This window comes from Neptuniibacter pectenicola, from assembly GCF_001597735.1.
In the GTDB taxonomy this organism is placed as follows: Bacteria; Pseudomonadota; Gammaproteobacteria; order Pseudomonadales; family Balneatricaceae; genus Neptuniibacter; species Neptuniibacter pectenicola.
On record NZ_LUTS01000006.1, the window covers coordinates 17,798 to 36,832 of the forward strand.

The 19,035-nt window shown below is 45.2% G+C and carries 13 protein-coding genes; 7 read left to right on the forward strand and 6 right to left on the reverse strand.

Going from position 1 to position 19,035, the window contains the following annotated elements; all coding sequences use genetic code 11:
- Positions 1–12: 12 nt before the first annotated feature.
- From A3773_RS09225 to recD, 4 genes are all read left to right on the forward strand, one after another.
- Positions 13–228: a hypothetical protein gene (locus A3773_RS09225; protein ID WP_067985300.1), complete on the forward strand. Its 216-nt coding sequence runs from the start codon at positions 13–15 to the stop codon at positions 226–228.
- Positions 229–556: 328 nt separating this feature from the next.
- Complete coding sequence (recC, locus tag A3773_RS09230) at positions 557–3,847, forward strand: exodeoxyribonuclease V subunit gamma (RefSeq protein ID WP_067985302.1); 3,291 nt, start codon at positions 557–559, stop codon at positions 3,845–3,847.
- Entirely contained in the window at positions 3,840–7,403 is a 3,564-nt protein-coding gene (gene recB / locus A3773_RS09235) for an exodeoxyribonuclease V subunit beta (RefSeq protein ID WP_067985304.1), read from the forward strand. The genes recC and recB overlap by 8 nt, the downstream gene beginning before the upstream one ends.
- Complete coding sequence (gene recD, locus A3773_RS09240; RefSeq protein WP_197462755.1) at positions 7,400–9,250, forward strand: exodeoxyribonuclease V subunit alpha; 1,851 nt, start codon at positions 7,400–7,402, stop codon at positions 9,248–9,250. The genes recB and recD overlap by 4 nt, the downstream gene beginning before the upstream one ends.
- Before the next feature lie 85 nt (positions 9,251–9,335).
- Here recD and A3773_RS17815 read toward each other — a convergent pair whose 3' ends face one another.
- The 3 genes from A3773_RS17815 to A3773_RS09250 all read right to left on the reverse strand — a co-directional run bounded on the left by A3773_RS17815 (position 9,336) and on the right by A3773_RS09250 (position 11,056).
- Positions 9,336–9,485, reverse strand: coding sequence for a hypothetical protein (locus A3773_RS17815; protein ID WP_156473488.1), 150 nt, complete (start codon positions 9,483–9,485; stop codon positions 9,336–9,338).
- 222 nt (positions 9,486–9,707) lie between these two features.
- A complete protein-coding gene (locus A3773_RS09245) occupies positions 9,708–9,950 on the reverse strand; it encodes a GrxA family glutaredoxin (RefSeq protein WP_067985308.1) in 243 nt (80 codons plus the stop codon).
- Positions 9,951–10,486: 536 nt separating this feature from the next.
- Positions 10,487–11,056: a TIGR04211 family SH3 domain-containing protein gene (locus A3773_RS09250; RefSeq protein ID WP_067985642.1), complete on the reverse strand. Its 570-nt coding sequence runs from the start codon at positions 11,054–11,056 to the stop codon at positions 10,487–10,489.
- A gap of 254 nt (positions 11,057–11,310) precedes the next feature.
- Between A3773_RS09250 and A3773_RS09255 the strand changes: the two genes are divergently transcribed.
- Entirely contained in the window at positions 11,311–12,117 is an 807-nt protein-coding gene (locus A3773_RS09255) for a mechanosensitive ion channel family protein (RefSeq protein ID WP_067985310.1), read from the forward strand.
- Between the two features lie 85 nt (positions 12,118–12,202).
- On the opposite strand, the gene A3773_RS09260 is transcribed toward A3773_RS09255, so the two are convergent.
- From A3773_RS09260 to A3773_RS09270, 3 genes are all read right to left on the reverse strand, one after another.
- Positions 12,203–14,404: a sodium:solute symporter family protein gene (locus tag A3773_RS09260; RefSeq protein WP_067985312.1), complete on the reverse strand. Its 2,202-nt coding sequence runs from the start codon at positions 14,402–14,404 to the stop codon at positions 12,203–12,205.
- A 125-nt stretch (positions 14,405–14,529) separates the two neighbouring features.
- On the reverse strand, positions 14,530–14,829 hold the full coding sequence (gene yidD, locus A3773_RS09265) for a membrane protein insertion efficiency factor YidD (protein WP_067985315.1): 300 nt from the start codon (positions 14,827–14,829) through the stop codon (positions 14,530–14,532).
- A 136-nt stretch (positions 14,830–14,965) separates the two neighbouring features.
- Positions 14,966–16,360, reverse strand: coding sequence for a PhoH family protein (locus tag A3773_RS09270; protein WP_067985316.1), 1,395 nt, complete (start codon positions 16,358–16,360; stop codon positions 14,966–14,968).
- Positions 16,361–16,652: 292 nt separating this feature from the next.
- On the opposite strand from A3773_RS09270, the gene cobB reads away from it, so the two are divergent.
- A complete protein-coding gene (gene cobB / locus A3773_RS09275) occupies positions 16,653–17,363 on the forward strand; it encodes a Sir2 family NAD+-dependent deacetylase (protein ID WP_067985318.1) in 711 nt (236 codons plus the stop codon).
- Positions 17,364–17,614: 251 nt separating this feature from the next.
- Positions 17,615–19,006, forward strand: coding sequence for a nucleotide 5'-monophosphate nucleosidase PpnN (gene ppnN / locus A3773_RS09280; protein WP_067985320.1), 1,392 nt, complete (start codon positions 17,615–17,617; stop codon positions 19,004–19,006).
- Positions 19,007–19,035 lie beyond the last annotated feature (29 nt).

Genomic DNA, 19,035 nt, shown 5'->3' on the forward strand with positions numbered 1-19,035 from the left:
TATGGAGGTGAAATGAAAAGTTATCTTTTTTCTACAGACAATGAACGTGGTGGCGTTATCTTGTGTGACATTGATACGTTACCCGATGCGGTAGACTATCTAAAACAGCGCTTTAAAGGGGTTGTTAGGGTCGAGCAAGGACGTGATTTCTGGTCGGAAAAAGAGGGCTTTGGTAGTTTGCCTGTACTTGAAACAGAAAATCCAACAGGGCCTCCAGCCTCGTCTTGACTGTTACCCCCTCCTAACCGTTGTTAGCGTTTCCTATTTGGTGTGCTATGAGGTGCTTTTTCTTTGCTGGCATTGTGCTGTACCTTATCGATTACCTCTAGCGGAGTGTTGAAGAGAGGGGTGTCCTCCTTGTGAGTAAAGTGTATGACGTCGATACACTGAATCTGACTATTTTTTATTTTATCCATGAAACACTCCAGTCAGCATAAACTATGCTTGGATTATATTGCTCAATACAGCTTAGCAGAGATTTTTCCTGACAAAGAAATGGGAGTTGAGTAAAGTACGGATTATTACTTTTCTTAACGATTATTAAATCAGGAAACGGATGTTTCAGGTTTACCACTCCAACTCATTGCTTGTGCTGAAAGACATACTTGTTGAGCTTATTCGACGTGACCCTCTTTCAGATCCTTTTAATGCAGAGCAGATTTTAGTTCAAAGCCCGGGCATGGCTCAGTGGTTAAAACTAGAACTGGCTGCTTCATCCGGTATTGCGGCGTCAATTGACTTTCCTTTACCCGCTTCTTTTTTGTGGCGTTGCTTTTCTGACGTGTTGGGTGATGTGCCCGCGCGCTCAGCCTTTAACAAAGAGGCGATGAGTTGGAAGCTCATGTTGCTGTTACCTGACCTGTTGGTGACCGATGAGTTTTCTGCGTTAAGGCGTTATTTAGAGGATGATGAATCCGGCTACCGGCTTTATCAGCTATGTAACAAAATAGCGGACATTTTTGACCAATACTTGGTTTATCGTCCCGACTGGATCGCGGACTGGGAGCAGGGCGGGGCTTTAGCGGCAGAACGCCACCCTTGGCAACCGATACTTTGGCGTGCTTTACAACATCATACACAGGCATTAGGCCAACCCCATTGGCACCGCGCAAATATGTTTAGTGCTTTTGTTGAGTCCATTCGTAAGCTGGGCGATAGCAATACACTGCCTAAACGCTTATTTGTATTTGGTATTTCTGCACTGCCTCAAAACTATGTGCAGGCCCTACAGGTACTGGGTGAGCGTATTGATGTGCATTTGATGGTCACTAACCCCTGTCGTTACTATTGGGGCGATATTGTTGATCAAAATCAGATTGCGCGAATGAACCGACGTTGGTTTAGTAAGCCCGAGCTTGATTACAGTGACTATGCTGAGGGTAACCCTTTATTGGCCTCTATGGGTAAATTGGGGCGTGATTACCTTTATCAGTTACAAGAGAGTTTAGGGGAGAATGTTGGGGATGAAATTGATGCTTTTGCTGACCTTGAACGCCATTGCTTATTAAACAGTATCCAGCAAGATATTCTTGATTTAGATAACCCTGCCCGGTTTCCAGACGATCCCTCGACGAGCGTCCATAAGCAGCTGATTTCAAGCGATGATCAATCACTCATGTTGCATAGTTGTCACAGTGCATTACGGGAGGTTGAGATCTTACATGATCAATTACTGGCGATGTTTGAGAGCAAACCCGATCTCAAACCCCGTGATGTCATCATTATGATGCCGGATGTCGCACAGTATGCGCCTTATATCGATGCTGTTTTTTCGAGTGCGCCATCAGATCGATATATTCCTTACTCCATATCTGACCGAAGTAACCGGCAAGAAAACCCTCTGTTATTGAGTTTTGAAAAGTTGATCAAGCTTGATAGCAGCCGTTTTACGGTGTCTGATGTACTTGAGTTATTAGAAGTCCCCGCAATTATGCGCCGTTTTGGTCTGGATGATTCAGGCTTTCAGCGTTTAAGGTATTGGGTCGATGAGGTCAATATCCGTTGGGGAATGGATTCAGAGCAGCGTAGCTTGTGGCAACTGCCCTTGTTTGAGCAAAACAGCTGGCGTTTTGGTTTACGTCGTATGCTTGCGGGCTACACTTTAGGCGAGGATGTTGATTATTGGCAGGGGGTCGCGCCTTATATTGAGATAGAGGGGCTAGAAGCCGAGTTATTAGGTAAATTAGCCGATTTTATTGACCTACTTGATGAAATTAAAACGCGTTTTAGTTCTGAACACCCGTTAGCTGAATGGATAGAGATTATCACGGGGTTACTGGATTCCATCTACTTAGCGGATGAACTTGACGAGCTTCCTCTCAATGGCATTCGGCAAACGCTACAGGGCCTGCAAGAGCAGCTAACTGACGCAAACTACCTACTGCCATTATCCGCCCCAGTGATCGCAGATTACTTGATCAACGGTATTAATCAGCAACGCTCATCTCAGCGATTTATGGTCGGTGCTGTGAACTTTTGTACGCTGATGCCGATGCGTTCGATTCCGTTCTCAGTGGTCTGCTTATTGGGTATGAACGATGCGGCGTACCCGCGCTCTATGCCACCGGTTGGTTTTGACTTAATGACCGATTCGCCACGACGGGGAGATAGGTCTCGTCGGGATGATGATCGCTATCTATTTTTAGAAGCGATGCTGTCGGCGCAGTCATGTTTGTATATCAGCTATGTTGGCCGCTCGATTAAGGATAATAACGAGAAGATTCCATCGGTCTTAGTCAGTGAATTACTCGATTATGTTGAGCAAAGTTATGTCTTAGAGGCCGATCAACACTTAGCCCATAGTGACTCGAGTAAAAAGCTGCGGGCACACCTTATTCAGCAGCACCCGATGGTCCCTTTTAGTGCGGACTATTTTTCACCTCACTCACCGCTCTTTAGCTATGCCAGTGCGTGGTTAAGCGCAGCCGGTACGGAAAGCAAAGTGGCACAGCCTTTCTATACCGACGGATTGGTGGCTGAAGCCCAAGAACAGATTGAACTTGATGCCCTCATTCGTTTTTTAAAGAACCCATGCCGTAGCTTTTTCAATCAGCGTTTAAAAGTCTTTTTTGCAACGCATGAGATCGACGCGCAGGATGAAGAACCGTTTGCGCTGGATGGCTTGCAAGGCTATTTGATTAAACAGCGTTATCTAGAAACGGCCTTGTCCGGCGGCGATCTTGATCAATTAGATAAAACGATACTGTCTGAAGGTGCGTTACCGGTTGCGATCACCGGTCAATTGATGTTGGCAAAAATTCGACGGGATTGTTCTGAGTTGGCGCAAAAGTTAGTGCCCCTGTGTGAAGGCGAACCACAGCGCTTAGAGGTAAATATAGCGTTTCCTAACCTGGTCTTACAAGGTTGGTTAGATCACTGTTACCCTGCTCACCTTTTACGCTATCGGCCTGCCGAGGTGAATGCACGTGATCGTTTAAGCAGTTGGGTTGAGCATCTGGCGTTATGCTTATCCTCGGACCAATGTCGCAATACGGTATACCGTGGACTTTCTGGCAAGGTTCATTACCGCGCGGTCGAGAAAGAGCAAGCGTATGGGTATTTAAAAACGCTGGTGGAGTTTTATCAGCAGGGGATGAATGCGCCTCAGGCATTCGATGCGAGCTGTGCCCGCGAGTACCTTAAGCAATCTCAAAAAGATCCAGACAAGGCGGAACAGCTGATCGAAACGCTGTTTTATGGGAACGCCTATAAAGCGGGCTTACAAGATGATCCCTACCTGCGACGGGCCTATCCCGATTATGCCCAATTCTCGGCGCAGTTTATTCCTTTAGCCGACGCTATTTATGCGCCGATGCTTGATTATATTGAGGAGGGTAAAGATGACTAATATTGTATCTTTAGACCCGTTTACGTTTCCTCTGCAAGGGCAGCAACTGATTGAAGCAAGTGCAGGTACCGGAAAAACCTATACCATCACGGCTTTGTACTTAAGGTTATTGCTGGGCCTCGGTAATATTAATGACAAGCCCTTAGGGCCCGATCAAATTTTGGTTGTGACGTTTACTGAGGCGGCAACAGAAGAGCTAAGGGATCGTATTCGTAGCCGAATTGTTGATGCACGGACTGCTTTTTTACAGCAGGATAGTGATATTTCGGATCCATTCTTCGTTACATTAAAGCAGCAGGCTGGCGATCATACCCAAGCGGTTAAGCTACTTGAACAAGCGGTTAGACAGATGGATGAAGCCGCAATTTTTACCATCCACGGTTTTTGCCAACGGATGCTTAAACAGCATGCCTTTGAAAGTGGAGCCCTGTTTGATAATGAACTGACAAAAGATGATCAAAGCCTGATTCGCAGTGCTGTATTAGATTTTTGGCGAAATACCATCTATCCACTCAATGGGCCATTAACGGAGCTGGTTTTATCTGAGGGCTGGAAAACCCCCGATAAACTTATGTCTGACCTGCAAGGGTTGTTGAACCACGCGGGGTTAATTATTGAACCGGATCTATCAGCAGTCGATTTACAACAGGCCCACGATGATCGTCTCGTCGCGTTAAATCAGTTTAAACAAGCGTGGTTGGCAAACAGTGATGACCTTCAGGGGTTAATTCAAGCGTCGGGTGTGAATAAGCGCAGTTATACCAAATCTAGTTTGCCCAAATGGTTAGCTCAAATTGATCAATATGCCGTATCGGAGGCGTTGGAGCCGGATAAAAAACTGCGAGAGGTTATGGCGCGCTTCACGCAAACACGGCTCCATGAAAAAACGGACAAGGGCGAAGTGCCTGTACATCCGTTGTTCGCCCAGCTAGAGACGTTACTCTCACAAAGTGTACCGGTTAGGGAGGTACTGCTCGGTCGTGCGTTAAAAGAGGTCAGTGAGCGCTTAACCCAGGCAAAGGCCCAGTATCAACTGCAAACCTTTGATGATTTGCTGACGGACCTGAGTGATGCGTTGAATTCAGATAAAGGCGATGCGCTCTCCGCTGCGATTAATCAGCAGTTTCCTGTTGCGATGATCGATGAATTTCAAGATACCGACCCGCTTCAGTACGGGATATTTTCCGCCTTATACGCGGACCAAGAAAATACCGCTCTGGTGATGATCGGTGATCCGAAACAGGCTATTTATGCGTTTCGTGGTGCTGATATTTTTACCTATATTCAAGCGCGCCGCTCGGTCAGTAAGACCTATACCTTAGATACAAACTGGCGCTCTACCGCGGCGATGGTGGAGGGTGTAAACACGTTGTTTGCATCTGCTGAATCTGCCTTTATCTATGATGATGACATTCCATTTTATCCGGTAAAAGCGGCGGATAAGGGCGCAAAGACACTAAGGATTCAGGCTAGCAAACCCGCAGCCCTCACGCTTTGGTGTCAGCAAGATGATACGCCTTTAAGTAAAGGTGAGTATTTAGCAACCTTTGCCCAAAGCACGGCCGCTGAGATCGACCGCCTCCTTAACAGTGACGCTTATATTGGCGATAAACCTGTGGAAGGGTCTGATATTGCTGTATTGGTACGCGACCGTTTTGAAGCAGAAGAGGTGCGTCGAGCACTGGCTGTCTATGAGCACCCCTCTGTCTATTTAAGTAATAAAGACTCCATTTTTAACTCGATTGAGGCTGTTGAGCTATCGTTAATCTTAGCGGCTGTTGAAACACCTCATAAAGAGCGAGCTTTAAAGGCCGCTTTGGCGACAGAACTCTTACAACTTGATATGGCTCAACTGGATGCATTGAACCATGATGAGAATTTGTGGGAACTCGTTGTTGCTGAATTTACCGAGTATCGCGAAGTCTGGTTGAAGCGCGGTGTGCTACCTATGCTAACGAAGTTATTACACAAACGTAACTTAGCCGCTGAAACCTTACAGCAAGTGTCGGGGGAGCGACGTTTAACCAATCTATTACATTTGGCTGAACTGCTGCAGCAGGCCAGTAGTCAGTTAGAGGGAACGCTTGGTTTATTACGTTGGTTTAATGAGCAGATTAGTAACCCGTCTGGTGTGAATGATGATCAGATCTTACGGCTTGAAAGTGAACGTAATTTAGTCACTATTGTGACGGTTCATAAATCAAAAGGTTTAGAGTATCCGATCGTGTTTCTACCTTTTGCATGCAGTTTTCGAGAGGCTAAAACAGCGCTCTATCATGATGAGTCGGGCCGCTCTGTACTGGATATAGCGATGGGGGAACAGGGGCTGGCTGAAGCGGAGAAGGAGCGCTTAGCCGAAGAGTTAAGGCTGCTGTATGTTGCGCTTACCCGTTCGGTATACCGTTGTTATGTAGGGGTGAGTCATCTTCGGCTTGGTAACAATAAAGCATCACGCTTAAAGGACAGCGCTTTAGGCTACCTTTTACTCCAAGCAGGTGCGTCGTTGGATGAGGCATTAGCGGATCTTCAGCAACGCTCCTCTGCGATCAACGTATGCGTTCCGCCAGATCATGGTGCTCAAAAAGATCTCTTTACCCTTGATGAAGAGGGGCCACAGCAAGTGTTGTCGGCGAGAACATTTAGCACCAAGATTGATCGGGAATGGCGGGTCAGCAGTTATTCTGCCCTGAGCCGTCATAGTACGACCTATATTCCTGACCTTCCTGGGTTGGACCTTGAAGTCGCGGATGAAAGCACCCAGGTTGCCGGCGTTGAGATCCCTGAAGGGCGAAATATATTCACGTTTCCCAAAGGGGCTAATGCCGGTACCTTTTTACATAGTGTGTTTGAAGAGATTAGTTTTCCGACGTTTAGCCATTCGCTAAACGCTACTATGCTGCCAGCTAGGGAGGATCTCTCTCTACAGGTGAGTGATCAATTGGTATTGGCGGGCTATGAGGTGGAGTGGCTTCCGGTGATTGAGAAACTCATCACCGATGTAGTCAACGCGCCCTTAAATAATGAGGGGTTAACGTTAGGCCAGATAACGGATGCTGATAGATTGGTCGAGATGGAGTTTATGCTCAGAGCAGACCATGTCACGGTGTCTGATTTAGAGGTGCTTATTCGACAGCATGACCCCCTCTCATCGAAGGCAAAGCCGCTCTCTTTTGAACCATTACGTGGAATGCTGAAAGGGTTTATTGATTTGATTTTCCGTGATGGTGAGCGTTATTACATTTTGGATTATAAATCGAACCACTTAGGTTATGAGGCGGCGTGTTACCACCAAGCATCCCTCAAGCAGGCGATGATTGAACACCGCTATGACCTGCAATATTTACTCTATTCGTTAGCGGTTCACCGTTTACTGAAACAGCGTATTCCTAACTATCAGTATGAGCAGCATTTTGGCGGTGTCTACTATCTGTTTTTGCGAGGCGTAGGTCCTTTAAATGAGGACAGTGGTATTTTTCACTGCCGCCCCACACAGACGTTGATTGAGGCGCTTAATGAGCTGTTTTTGGATGATAAGCAGGGCGGAGGGTTATTATGATGGATCAGTCAGTGGACCTCACCAATCATTACCTTGCTGAACTAAAACGCTGGGTTGGGTTAGGCTATATACGCGCTGTTGATTATCAACTTGCGCACTATTTGGCCGAGTGCGCCCCTAATGCCCCTGATCACATTCTATTATCGGCGCTTGTGAGTTATGAGCTTGCCACGGGTAATGTCTGTTTACCGTTGACGAAGCTAGCGTCTCCTCAGGGGTATTGGGCGGATGACATTGCGGCGCTGTTGAGGGGCGTTGAGTGGTCTTCTATTGAGTTAGATTCTGTCGTGCTGAGCTCCGGAGACAAGGTCACACCACTGGTATTAGATAAAGGACGTTTTTACCTTTATCGGTATTGGCAATATGAATGCGCGGTTGCTCAGGCGTTACTGCAACGGGCCGGCGGGTCTGTTGCAACGGATGAAGCGCTTTTAGATGCGGGATTAAATTGTTACTTTCCGGTAGGGGATAATGATGAAATTGATTGGCAGAAAGTCGCTGCGGCGGTTGCAGTTCAAAAACAATTAGCGGTTATTAGTGGCGGTCCAGGCACGGGTAAAACCACGACGGTTATCAAGTTTCTAGTACTGTATATTGAGCAGCAAAAAGCGAAAGGTGCCAGCTTCACGATTCAGTTGGCGGCACCTACAGGTAAAGCGGCGGCGCGTTTAGCAGAATCTATCGCTAACGCAAAACAGAAACTCAATATAGATCCTCAGCTCAAAGCGGATATACCCTCTGAAGCCAGCACCTTGCATCGTTTGTTAGGTGTGATACCGAATAGTATTCGTTTTCGTCATGATGCGGATAATCCGTTACATCTAGACCTGCTGGTCTTGGATGAAGCATCAATGGTCGATCTACCGATGATTTCTCGCTTACTGCGGGCTTTACCACCCCATGCTCGATTAGTGCTCTTAGGCGATCGTGATCAGCTTGCATCCGTTGAAGCGGGTAGTGTGCTGGGGGATATTTGTAGTTGGCCGCATCAACTTGACTATTCGCCTACGCAGGCCGCACAGTTAAATCGACTTTGCCGATTACCAACGCCTTTGTCTGAGGGCACGCTAGGCGGATTTGCTGATAGTTTGGCGATGCTCTATAAAAGTTATCGATTTGATGACCAGAGCGGCATCGGTTATTTAGCCCGGGCCGTTAATGCCGGAAGTGGGGCGGAGGTGAGAAAAGTCATTAATGCAGGGTATAAGGATCTCAATTATCAGTACCTGTCCCAAGACAGCTATGAAACGATGATCACAACGTGTGTTGATACCTACGCCCAGCTTTTTAATGGTTTGTTTGCCGGCGATGGCCCGTGTCAGCTATTACTGAGCATGACGCGTTTCCAGCTTTTATGCGCGCGCCGTGAAGGGGTGTACGGTGTTTCCGGCTTAAATGAACGTATCTATAAGGGCTTGCAGGCCAGAGGACTCATCAAGGATGAGGGTAGCTGGTATCCGGGTCGCCCCATTATGATTACGCGTAATGACCCAGCCCTTTCTCTGTTTAACGGCGACATAGGTATTGTGGCTTATGATGAGAGTGGGCGCTTGAAAGTGTGGTTTGAGCAGAGTGGTGAAATGAGATCGGTATTACCGAGCCGTTTACCTGAGCATGAAACCGTTTTTGCGATGACTGTGCATAAAAGTCAGGGATCAGAGTTTGAGCGGGTGGTGATGATTTTACCACCGACTGACAGTGCGTTATTGAGCCGAGAATTACTGTATACCGGCATTACTCGGGCAAAGAAAACGCTGGATATTATCGCCACTGAACCGGTACTTTTGTCGGCTACGGGCAGACGTACAGAGCGTGCAGGTGGGCTAGCACTTAGGTTATGGGGGTAAGGTAAGGGGGGAATAAATATCGCTCAGATCGATAAAATCTGAGCGTATATTGAAATGACGACATGCAGTAGAGTAGATTGCGTTATTAACGACCTCGACGGTGCTGTCTTTGTTGCGCTAATTCGTCGGTGCGGCTTTCTATACGAATAGGCTTAGCTTCACCCCTATGGTTTTGCCACAGTTGCAGCATGATGATGCCAGCCGCAAGGGTAAGAAGAATAGTAAATGTGATCATAACTCTCTCCTAAACTGGCATTGGGCCAGTAACAACGTTATTTCAGTATAACGTAAACGCGCTAACTTACATTAAAAACTAAACATTAAAAAAACCATAAATATAGACACGGTTAGTCGTCTAAATCACAGCCCCAAATCTGCTCTAAGTATAACGATAGCGAGGGGCTGTGTTCATCAATATTGCCCCTCTTATATAAGATATGGGGGCGATCTCTGATTTTTAAACGCCGGCGTTATTTAAAAACGCTTCAAGCTCAGTAAAACCACCGATATGTTCTTGACCACAAAAAACTTGCGGTACGGTTTCTACGGGTTTACCTACGGTTTTTTCTAAATCGGCTTTACTGATGTTTTCTTTATGGATATCAATATAGCGATAATCTAGGTTTTTAATCTCGCATAGCTCTTTTGCTCTCACGCAAAACCCACAACCTTCACGACCAAAAATAGTAATGCGCTGCATCTCGTAACCCTTCTCTTAATGTTTTGATAAAGCCTATTTCAACACGTCTATGGATGTGTGACTAATTAGATCTATTAATCTTCTTCATTGCTTTTTTAAATGGTGCATTTTTTTGACTGATTGGGCGTTCACTTAAAGATCAATATTGGTGCATCGTGCGAGAGTCGATCTGCTCGATGGCTTGAATGTGTGTAACCTTTTGCAGTGCAATAAGGGTTCTATTCGGTATGGTTATTGGGCTTTACCGCTTTGTCCCCATTGTCTGTGGATAACTCTGTCAACAACCCTTGGGAAAGCAACTTCAGGCCTTATAAAACGGCTTGACCAAACAGATTGGTTAAAAAATAACCAGCTATTCATCTCTTTGATTTATATGGAATATTCGAGTTTTTTAATGTAAAAAAATTAAGATTGCTAGGTTTTGGGGCATTCATATTTCTGTCATTAATCTTTAACCTATGTCAATGCTTTTTAGGTTAAAACATAAAAAAAGCCGAGTTAATTAGCTCGGCTGTTTTTATGGAAAAATAGGTGAGTTAAAACCACTCGTCTTTCCGTTTTCTACGTTTAGGGAAGTAAGGAAGGATAAGCCCAAGAATGACCCCGCCTAACGCAACCAGTCCTCCATGGGTAAACCAGCGCATGAGATTACTTTCATCACTGGTTTCTATCTTAAAGTTCAACTCTTTGATGGTTGCATTGAGTTTAGCCACTTCACTGGTTAGAAGCTGGTTTTTCTCGCGCATACCACCTGATTCACTTTGCAGTGTTTCTATCTTAGCCGCTTGCTCTGCGACAGTGATTTGACTTTTTTCAAGGCTGCTCTGCAGTTTAGGTAGGCGAACCGACATACTATCACCTGGGTCAACAGCCGTTGGCTCAACCCAGCCGATACGACCTTTAGACATACGTATTTGCACATACTTTGTCTTAGGGTCTCGCTTTAATATTTCAACAGCACTGCCGCTTGGAATACGTGTAATGATACGATATTGATTACTCGGACCATTATGAACGTAGATCATCGCATCATCAGCAATATGACCTTTTTCAGCATGGGCGGAGAAAGAAACGAAAAAAATAAGGGTTATAAGTAACTTTTTCATTGATACAGTTGTTTGGATACTAGAATTTGTCATATTGTACGGATTAAACTGGTTGCTTAACAGGTTGTTGTGTAAGTAAAGACGCAAAAACTTTCATAACTGGTTATGCAGCGAGATAAAATTGCGTATTACCAAGAAGCGAGACAGCCTCAGTATGCCTGTTTGGCTGTTGTTAAGATTCATTTTGTTTTAATTCGTTCACTTTATTTTTTAATAATCTTAAAAAATAGTGATTAATTCTTCAGGGGAACTAAATGGAAAATTTCTTTGATGCCTACGTCCTGCCATGGATTGTAGATATTATCATTGCGCTTGCTATCTTTTTTGTCGGTCGCTGGGTTGTTAAGCAGTTGATTAAACTGTTAGAACGCGTTTTGCGTAAGTCAAAAATTGATGACATGTTGATCAACTTCATCACATCGATTGCTAATGTTGTGCTATTACTCTTCGTAATTGTTGCGGCATTAAGTCATTTGGGTGTAGACACCACATCACTTATCGCACTTGTGGGTGCTGCAGGTTTAGCCATTGGCTTATCACTGCAGGATTCATTGAAGAACTTTGCGGCGGGTGTCATGTTGGTGATCTTTAAACCGTTTCGTGAAGGTGACTTTGTTGAAGCAGCTGGAGTATCAGCGGTTGTAGAGCATATTCAAATCTTCAATACGATGATGCGAACAGGCGATAACCGTGAGGTTATTGTTCCAAACGGTGCTATTTATAGTGGTGTCATTACTAACTTTTCTGCGCGTGATACGCGTCGAATCGATATGGTATTTGGTATTGGCTATGATGATGACCTCCGTAAGGCAAAAGAGATCTTAGCTGAAATTATTGCAGCAGATGATCGCATCTTAAAAGACCCTGCACCGGTTATTGCAGTATCTGAGCTGGCGGACAGTAGTGTTAACTTTGTCGTTCGTCCTTGGGTTAACTCTGCGGATTATTGGGCTGTGCTTTGGGGTACGACTGAAGCGGTTAAATTACGCTTTGATGAGGAAGGTATTAGTATTCCTTTCCCTCAGATGGATGTTCATCTACACAAGCAAGATAACGCTTAATTTTTCAAGTGTTGTTTATGTGATTAAAAAGAGCCTCATTGAGGCTCTTTTTTTTGAGATGAGACATGAACATTGCGCTTAAGGTTTAGTTGTTACTAGCCTTCTCGCTACCTTTTAATAGGTTAAGCTCTTTTGTTAATTGTAGGTTTTCCTGCTTTATCTTTTGTGACTCTAATCGGTACTTTGTAATCTCTTGGTAGCGCGTTTCTAATTTATCTTCGAGTTGCTCAATCGTGACCTTTTGACGGGCGACTTTATCTTCTAAATCATCAAGCTGTGTCTGCAACTCCTCGATTAAACCAAAACTGGTGGGGGCCGCTGCATAGTCACTCGCATCCTCTTTTTCTGTGGTTTGTAGTTCTGACACAATATGGCTATATAAGGCCTTTAAATCAGCTTCTTCACGTGGGTTATAGCGGATGGTGTTTTCTATAGCACTGTGGGCACTGGCGGCACCAATAGAGCCTGCTAGCACGTGCTCAACCATTCGATGGAACTCTACGAGTTCAATAATAGTAATCGTTTCTTTATGGAATACTTGCAAATCTTCTGCAATGGTCAGCACTTCGCCGCTTGCTTTATCGGCATCAATATAATTGGATAATAGGTTTTTAGCTTCTTCAATTTTGGCGTGTAACGGGATATAGGCGTCTAAACCTGTTGGGCGTGCTTTTCGTTTTTTCCTAGACGTCATCGAACTGATAAATTCGGTTCTGAGGTTTCGTTCGCTTTTGTTTGGGCTAAAAATAAGAGAGCCGATAATATAACAACTTATATTAATGACCATTGACCAAAAGACCGCATGGGTAATCGGCGCTAACCCTTCAAGGCCAAACAGGGCTTCAGGTTTGAGTGCGGCTATATGCCAAGGGCCGTCTATGAGCAGTGCTTCAGAGAACCATCCTTGTTTAATAAAGGTGGGTACTAATAGGCTATAGAACCAGACAATAAAACCCGATGTTAAGCCCAGCAAGGCGCCAAGGCTATTACCTTTTTTCCAGAAGATTCCACCAAATAGGGCCGGTGAAAATTGTAAAACTGCAGCAAAGGAGATCAGCCCAATTGCGACCAATATATAGGTATCGGTGAACTCGGTCGCAAAGAGCAAACTGCCGAATAGAATAAGGGCAACGACTAACCAGCGTAGTTGTAGCAAGTAGCTACGGATAAATTTTAGTTGTGGGATTCTTTCTAATATAGGTAGAACAAGGTGGTTAGATACCATGGTGGAGAGTGTCATGGTCGTAATAATGATCATCCCTGTTGCAGCCGAAAATCCACCGATAAATGCGAGTAGGGTGAGCCCACTGCTGCCGGATTGTTGGGGGAGCAGTAACACAAAAAAGTCTGCAGATTCTGATGGCATCCCCATGAGCAGCCCAGCGGCGGCAATAGGGACCACAAAGAGATTAATTAAGACCATATAAAGGGGAAGAACCCACATGGCGGTTTTTATATGCCGGTGGTTGGCATTCTCAACGACCGCAACATGGAACTGTCGAGGTAGGTTGTAAATGGCGGAGAAGCTCAAGATGAAGAGGGTAATCCACATTAATCCACTGTTTTCTGTAGCACTAAAGCTCGCAACATGGTCCAGATTAGCATCGTGTAGGCGGTTGATAATGTCGCCAAATCCATCAAATAAATAGTAGGTCGCAAAAATACCAATGCTGATAAAGGCGATGAGTTTAACGATGCACTCAGCCACTAAGGCGGCAATCATACCTTGATGACGCTCAGTTGGGTCGAGCTTTCGCACACCAAAGATAATAGTGAAAGCGATCATTAAGAGTGTGACAAGCCAGCCCACTAAGTCATGTTGTGCTCCACTGTTTGGGCTATTGGTGATGAGCTCGAATGAGTTAATTATCGCTTTCAGCTGTAATGAAATATACGGAACAATACCGATAAGGGCGATTAAGGTGACGGTGGCGGCGATCTTTTGAGAGCGGTTGTAACGGGTGGAAATAAAGTCGGCAATACTTGTGATTCGGAAGGTTTCTTTAACTTGAATCATTCGTTTAAGCGTAATCCACCAAAATAGAATCCCTATAATGGCTCCGCCGTAAACGCCTAAAAAGAGTAGGCCCGATGTGGCGGCAAAACCAACACTGCCATAAAACGTCCACGAGGTGTGATATACCGCCAATGATAGGGCGTAAACCCAAGGGCTGCTTGTCGCTGTCTTCGGTTTATTTTCTATCCGCTTTTCTACTATTTGAGCAATAGAAAAAAGTAGACCTATATACAGCGTGATATAAAGAATAACGGATAGTGGTGTAAACATAGTATCCAGCTCAATCCAACTCTGTGAGAGCGATTATAGTAAACCCTATAGGCCGCCGGCTAAAGAGCGTGATAATGAAATTTTAGACGCTTTTTGTGAAATTAAACAACAGGGACGGTTTTAGTTTAGGATGTAGGTTGGTCTTGCTTCTTTTCGGTTTTTTCAGTGTTAGGGTGCGCTTTGCAGTCGTGCTCAGGTACAGGGTCATAACCACCGTCGTTATAAGGGTGGCAGCGGCCGAGCCGTTTAAGCCCTAACCAGGTTCCTTTTATCGGCCCGTGACGTTGAATTGCCTCAATCATATAGCTTGAACAGGTAGGGTGGAAACGGCAGCGTGGCCCAATCACCGGGCTGATGAGGTAACGATATATATTAACTAAGCCGATTAATAAGGTGCTTAATAGCTTTTTTAGGAAATTAATCATCTGCTCATTTTAGTTGAATAGTGTCATTCAGGATAGGGGCGCAGAATCGACTAGCCATGTTTGCTCATGGTTTACTCGCTAAGTGTTGACGGAAGTCACAGCGCTTAGTTAGAAACTAAACGCTGTGTGTCTGTCTTTATAAATGTTCTTCTGCGTATTCAGCTAAGCGGGAGCGGAATATACCTTCAAGATGAATGTTGGCCGCACCTTCATAGTCTTTAAAGCGTTCGACTAAATAGGTTAAACCGGAGGTGAGCGGTGTTAAGTAGTTAGAATCGATCTGCGCTAAATTCCCCAAACAGATGATCTTGGAGCCTTTGCCGCAGCGCGTAACGATCGTTTTAAGTTGTGAGGGCGTTAAGTTTTGCGCCTCGTCTAGCAGCACAATCGCATCTTGAATGCTGCGTCCTCGAATAAAGTTAAGTGATTTGAATTGGATGTTGGCTTTCTCGATGGCATATTTTACGCTGCTTTGAGGGCGCTCATCGTTTTCATGCATCGCTTCAAGGTTATCTTGAATTGCACTTAACCATGGTGTCATTTTCTCCTCTTCGGTACCTGGAAGGAAGCCTATGTCCTCTGCGACCGGTGGTGTTGAGCGGGTAACAATAATCTTATTGTAACGGCGTTGCTCGATCACCATCTCTAATGCACAGGCGAGCGCCATCAGTGTTTTACCTGAACCTGCTGCACCATTAAGAATAACCAGGTCTAGATCAGGGTCTAATACCGCGTTCATGGCAAAGGCTTGGAAAATATTGATAGGTTCAATACCCCAGCAGTTTTGCTGCATCAGGCGGTCTACCCCTAAGTCACGCAGGGTGACTTGGCCATCTTTTACCGACGTAACCCGCGCCGCAAACTCTTCACTGTCGTCATATAGATACTCACAAGGGTAGGTATTAGGAAGTACCGTTTGGCTGACTTGGTGATAGGTGTGGGTGTCTTCTTGATAGCTGTTGACGTCTTCAACCTGTTCCCAGAAATTACCTTCAATATTACAGTGGCCTGCGGGTAATAGGTCGATATCAGAAACGAGTTGGTCTGTTCGATAATCTTCAACTTTTTTAAGGCCCGCCCCCAATGCTTTGAGGCGCATGTTGATATCTTTAGTGACTAGAATGGTTTCGCGGTGAGGGTTGGTTGCCTGCAAGTGTAGGGCGCAGTTAATAATCTGATTATCTTTGTTGGAGTTTTGCGGCAGAAAGCCTTGGCGAGCGGTGAGTTCATGGTCAGGGAAGATGCTTAATTGCCCTAACTTGTAGTCACTATTGGCGCTAGACAGCGGGATTATAATGTCGACCCCTTTAGTAATTTGGGCGGCATCTTCTGCTTGCGTTATGATGTCATCTATTGCGCGTATAGCAGCTCGAGCTTCTTGAGACACATTTTTCTTTCTATCCTTAATATCGTCTAACTCTTCTAAAACAGTCATCGGTATGGTGATGTCCTGCTCTTTAAATTCATATAGACACTTAGGGTCATGAAGTAAAACATTGGTGTCGAGAATATAGAGTTTAGAGGCGGTCATAGCCGGTTCCTTCTATAGCCGAGGGGAGTAGTGCAAACCAGAGGTCGATTCACGTCAGGGCGAGTGCGGCGAAGCCTAGGATTAGGTGCCACAGTTCTTCTTGTTATGCTGCAAACGTTATAGTCCGTTTGATCCACTAGGGTTTCTCAGTTGTAGGCTGATTGATTGGTTACTTTCATCGTCATTGATGAGGTTTACCTTGGTACTTTTCTTAGTAACCAACTCCACATAGTCTAGTAATACATATGTTGCTGTAGTATGACAAGAGGCAAATTGTTGTAAGGGGGTTAATATGGCGATCGAATCTATAGTGATATTGACTGGGGCAGGGATCTCAGCAGAGTCCGGTATAAGAACCTTTCGTGCCTCGGATGGAATGTGGGAAAACCATAATGTTGATGATGTGGCGACGCCAGAAGCGTTTGAACGAAATCCGCACTTAGTTCATCGTTTTTACAATGAGCGCCGTCAGCAATTGCTCTCACCAGAGATAGGCCCTAATTTAAGTCATTATGCGTTAGCTGAATTAGAAGAGGCGTTTCCGGGAAATGTTTTAGTGGTCACACAGAATATTGATGACCTGCATGAGAGAGCGGGCAGTAAAAACCTTTTGCATATGCATGGGGAGTTACTGAATGTACGCTGTAAAGAATCCGGTGTGATATATCCCGTGGAGGGTGACGCTCAGCCAGAAGATCTCTGTCCGTGCTGTGGCGCATCTGGGAACCTTAGACCCGATATTGTGTGGTTTGGTGAATTACCGATGCATATGCAGCAAATTTATAGTGCCCTAGAAGCCTGCGATCTTTTTGTTTCCATTGGTACCTCTGGGCATGTTTATCCCGCTGCAGGCTTTGTTGAAGTGGCAAACGCTTCAGGGGCGTTGACGGTTGAGCTTAATCTTGAACCGTCGCGGGTAGAATCCTCGTTTGATCAGCGGATTTATGGTCCCGCGAGTGAGGTAGTGCCTGAGTTCGTGAATGAGATTATTCGACAGTTTTAAAATAGCTAATTGATTTAAAATGACTTTTTGTGGATTTTTCGTTTCTGTTCTATAGTGAAATAGACCGATTTATGTAGTTGCGAGCTTACGGTTGGTTAGCATGTATAGCGTTGTCTGTTCCAGCCCTCTTCAGAAAATTATTTCAATTTTCATATAACCTTAACAGACAGAACCTAAGAATAAGATAAACACGCTGTGTTTAATGTTAATCGAGAAGCGCGTTGTTTTTATCGATTTAAGAGGTGGTCATTATGATGACAGAAAAGTACGTAACCACCAGGATTACACCGTTAGAGAGTTTAGATACCCTATCGCCTTATGAGATAGATAAACTTCAAGATGTGAGCCAAGGTGGGCTCTATCGTTTATTTCGCCAGTGTTGCTTGGCGGTTTTGAACAGCGGAAGTCAACTGGATAGCACTAAAATGGTGCTGGATAAGTTTAGTAACTTTGATATCAAAATTAGTCAGAAGCACCGTAGCGTTCAACTGGAACTACGGAATGCGCCAGCGGCTGCGTTTGTAAATGGCGAAATTATCACCGGTATTCGGGAGCAGTTGTTTTCCGTGTTGCGGGATCTGCTTTACGTGGGTACCGAGATGGAGACCTGTTGCCCCGGGGCGAGCGAATCAGAAACGATTACGAATATGGTGTTTCATATTTTGCGTCATGCAAATGCTATTCGGCCCCATATACAGCCCGATTTGGTTGTCTGCTGGGGCGGTCATTCCATCGACCGAGGTGAGTACGACTACACCAAAAAAGTAGGCTACGAAATGGGTCTACGTGGCTTGAATATCTGTACCGGCTGTGGTCCAGGAGCGATGAAGGGCCCCATGAAAGGTGCCACTATTTCCCATGCTAAACAGCGGATAAAAGATGGGCGCTATGTGGGGATCTCTGAGCCAGGCATTATTGCAGCGGAAAGCCCTAACCCCATAGTAAATGAGCTGATTATTATGCCTGATATTGAAAAGCGGCTAGAGGCATTTGTTCGCTTAGGGCATGGCATTGTTGTGTTTCCCGGAGGTGCAGGCACGGCAGAAGAGATTCTTTATATTTTAGGTATTTTGTTACATGAAAAAAATCATAATATTCCGTTTCCTTTAGTGTTTACAGGGCCCGAGGGTAGTGACGCGTACTTCAACACCATTGATGATTTTATTCGTGCGACATTAGGTGATGAGGCGACTAAACGTTACCAAATCATTGTTGACGATCCTCACTCTGTTGCAGAAGTGATGCGTGAGGGGCTAGAACAGGTAACGCGGTACCGTAAAGCAACCAGTGAATCGTTTCACTACAATTGGCAGTTATATATACCGGAGGCGTTCCAGCAACCGTTTGAGCCGACCCATGAAAATATGGCTGAGCTTAAATTAATGAAAGGCCAGCCCGATTTTGAGTTGGCGGCGCATTTACGCCGTGCATTATCGGGTATTGTGGCGGGGAATGTTAAAGAGCCAGGTATACGGGCGATTGAAGAAAACGGCCCGTTCGAAATTTGTGGTGAAAAAGCGATTATGCAGCCTCTTGACCACTTGCTTGAATCATTCGTTGCTCAGCGAAGAATGAAGATTAATTATCAAGAGTACCAACCTTGTTACCGCTTACAGCCCGATTCGCAATTGGCTGGAGCTTAAGTCAAAAGGTGAATACCGAGGACGATGGA

Excerpts from the sequence above, each read along its gene's own strand:
- A3773_RS09225 (WP_067985300.1), top strand. The coding sequence starts at position 13 with ATGAAAAGTTATCTTTTTTCTACAGACAATGAACGTGGTGGCGTTATC.
- recC (WP_067985302.1), top strand. The coding sequence starts at position 557 with ATGTTTCAGGTTTACCACTCCAACTCATTGCTTGTGCTGAAAGACATA.
- recB (WP_067985304.1), top strand. The coding sequence starts at position 3,840 with ATGACTAATATTGTATCTTTAGACCCGTTTACGTTTCCTCTGCAAGGG.
- recD (WP_197462755.1), top strand. The coding sequence starts at position 7,400 with ATGATGGATCAGTCAGTGGACCTCACCAATCATTACCTTGCTGAACTA.
- A3773_RS17815 (WP_156473488.1), bottom strand. The coding sequence starts at position 9,485 with ATGATCACATTTACTATTCTTCTTACCCTTGCGGCTGGCATCATCATG.
- A3773_RS09245 (WP_067985308.1), bottom strand. The coding sequence starts at position 9,950 with ATGCAGCGCATTACTATTTTTGGTCGTGAAGGTTGTGGGTTTTGCGTG.
- A3773_RS09250 (WP_067985642.1), bottom strand. The coding sequence starts at position 11,056 with ATGAAAAAGTTACTTATAACCCTTATTTTTTTCGTTTCTTTCTCCGCC.
- A3773_RS09255 (WP_067985310.1), top strand. The coding sequence starts at position 11,311 with ATGGAAAATTTCTTTGATGCCTACGTCCTGCCATGGATTGTAGATATT.
- A3773_RS09260 (WP_067985312.1), bottom strand. The coding sequence starts at position 14,404 with ATGTTTACACCACTATCCGTTATTCTTTATATCACGCTGTATATAGGT.
- yidD (WP_067985315.1), bottom strand. The coding sequence starts at position 14,829 with ATGATTAATTTCCTAAAAAAGCTATTAAGCACCTTATTAATCGGCTTA.
- A3773_RS09270 (WP_067985316.1), bottom strand. The coding sequence starts at position 16,360 with ATGACCGCCTCTAAACTCTATATTCTCGACACCAATGTTTTACTTCAT.
- cobB (WP_067985318.1), top strand. The coding sequence starts at position 16,653 with ATGGCGATCGAATCTATAGTGATATTGACTGGGGCAGGGATCTCAGCA.
- ppnN (WP_067985320.1), top strand. The coding sequence starts at position 17,615 with ATGATGACAGAAAAGTACGTAACCACCAGGATTACACCGTTAGAGAGT.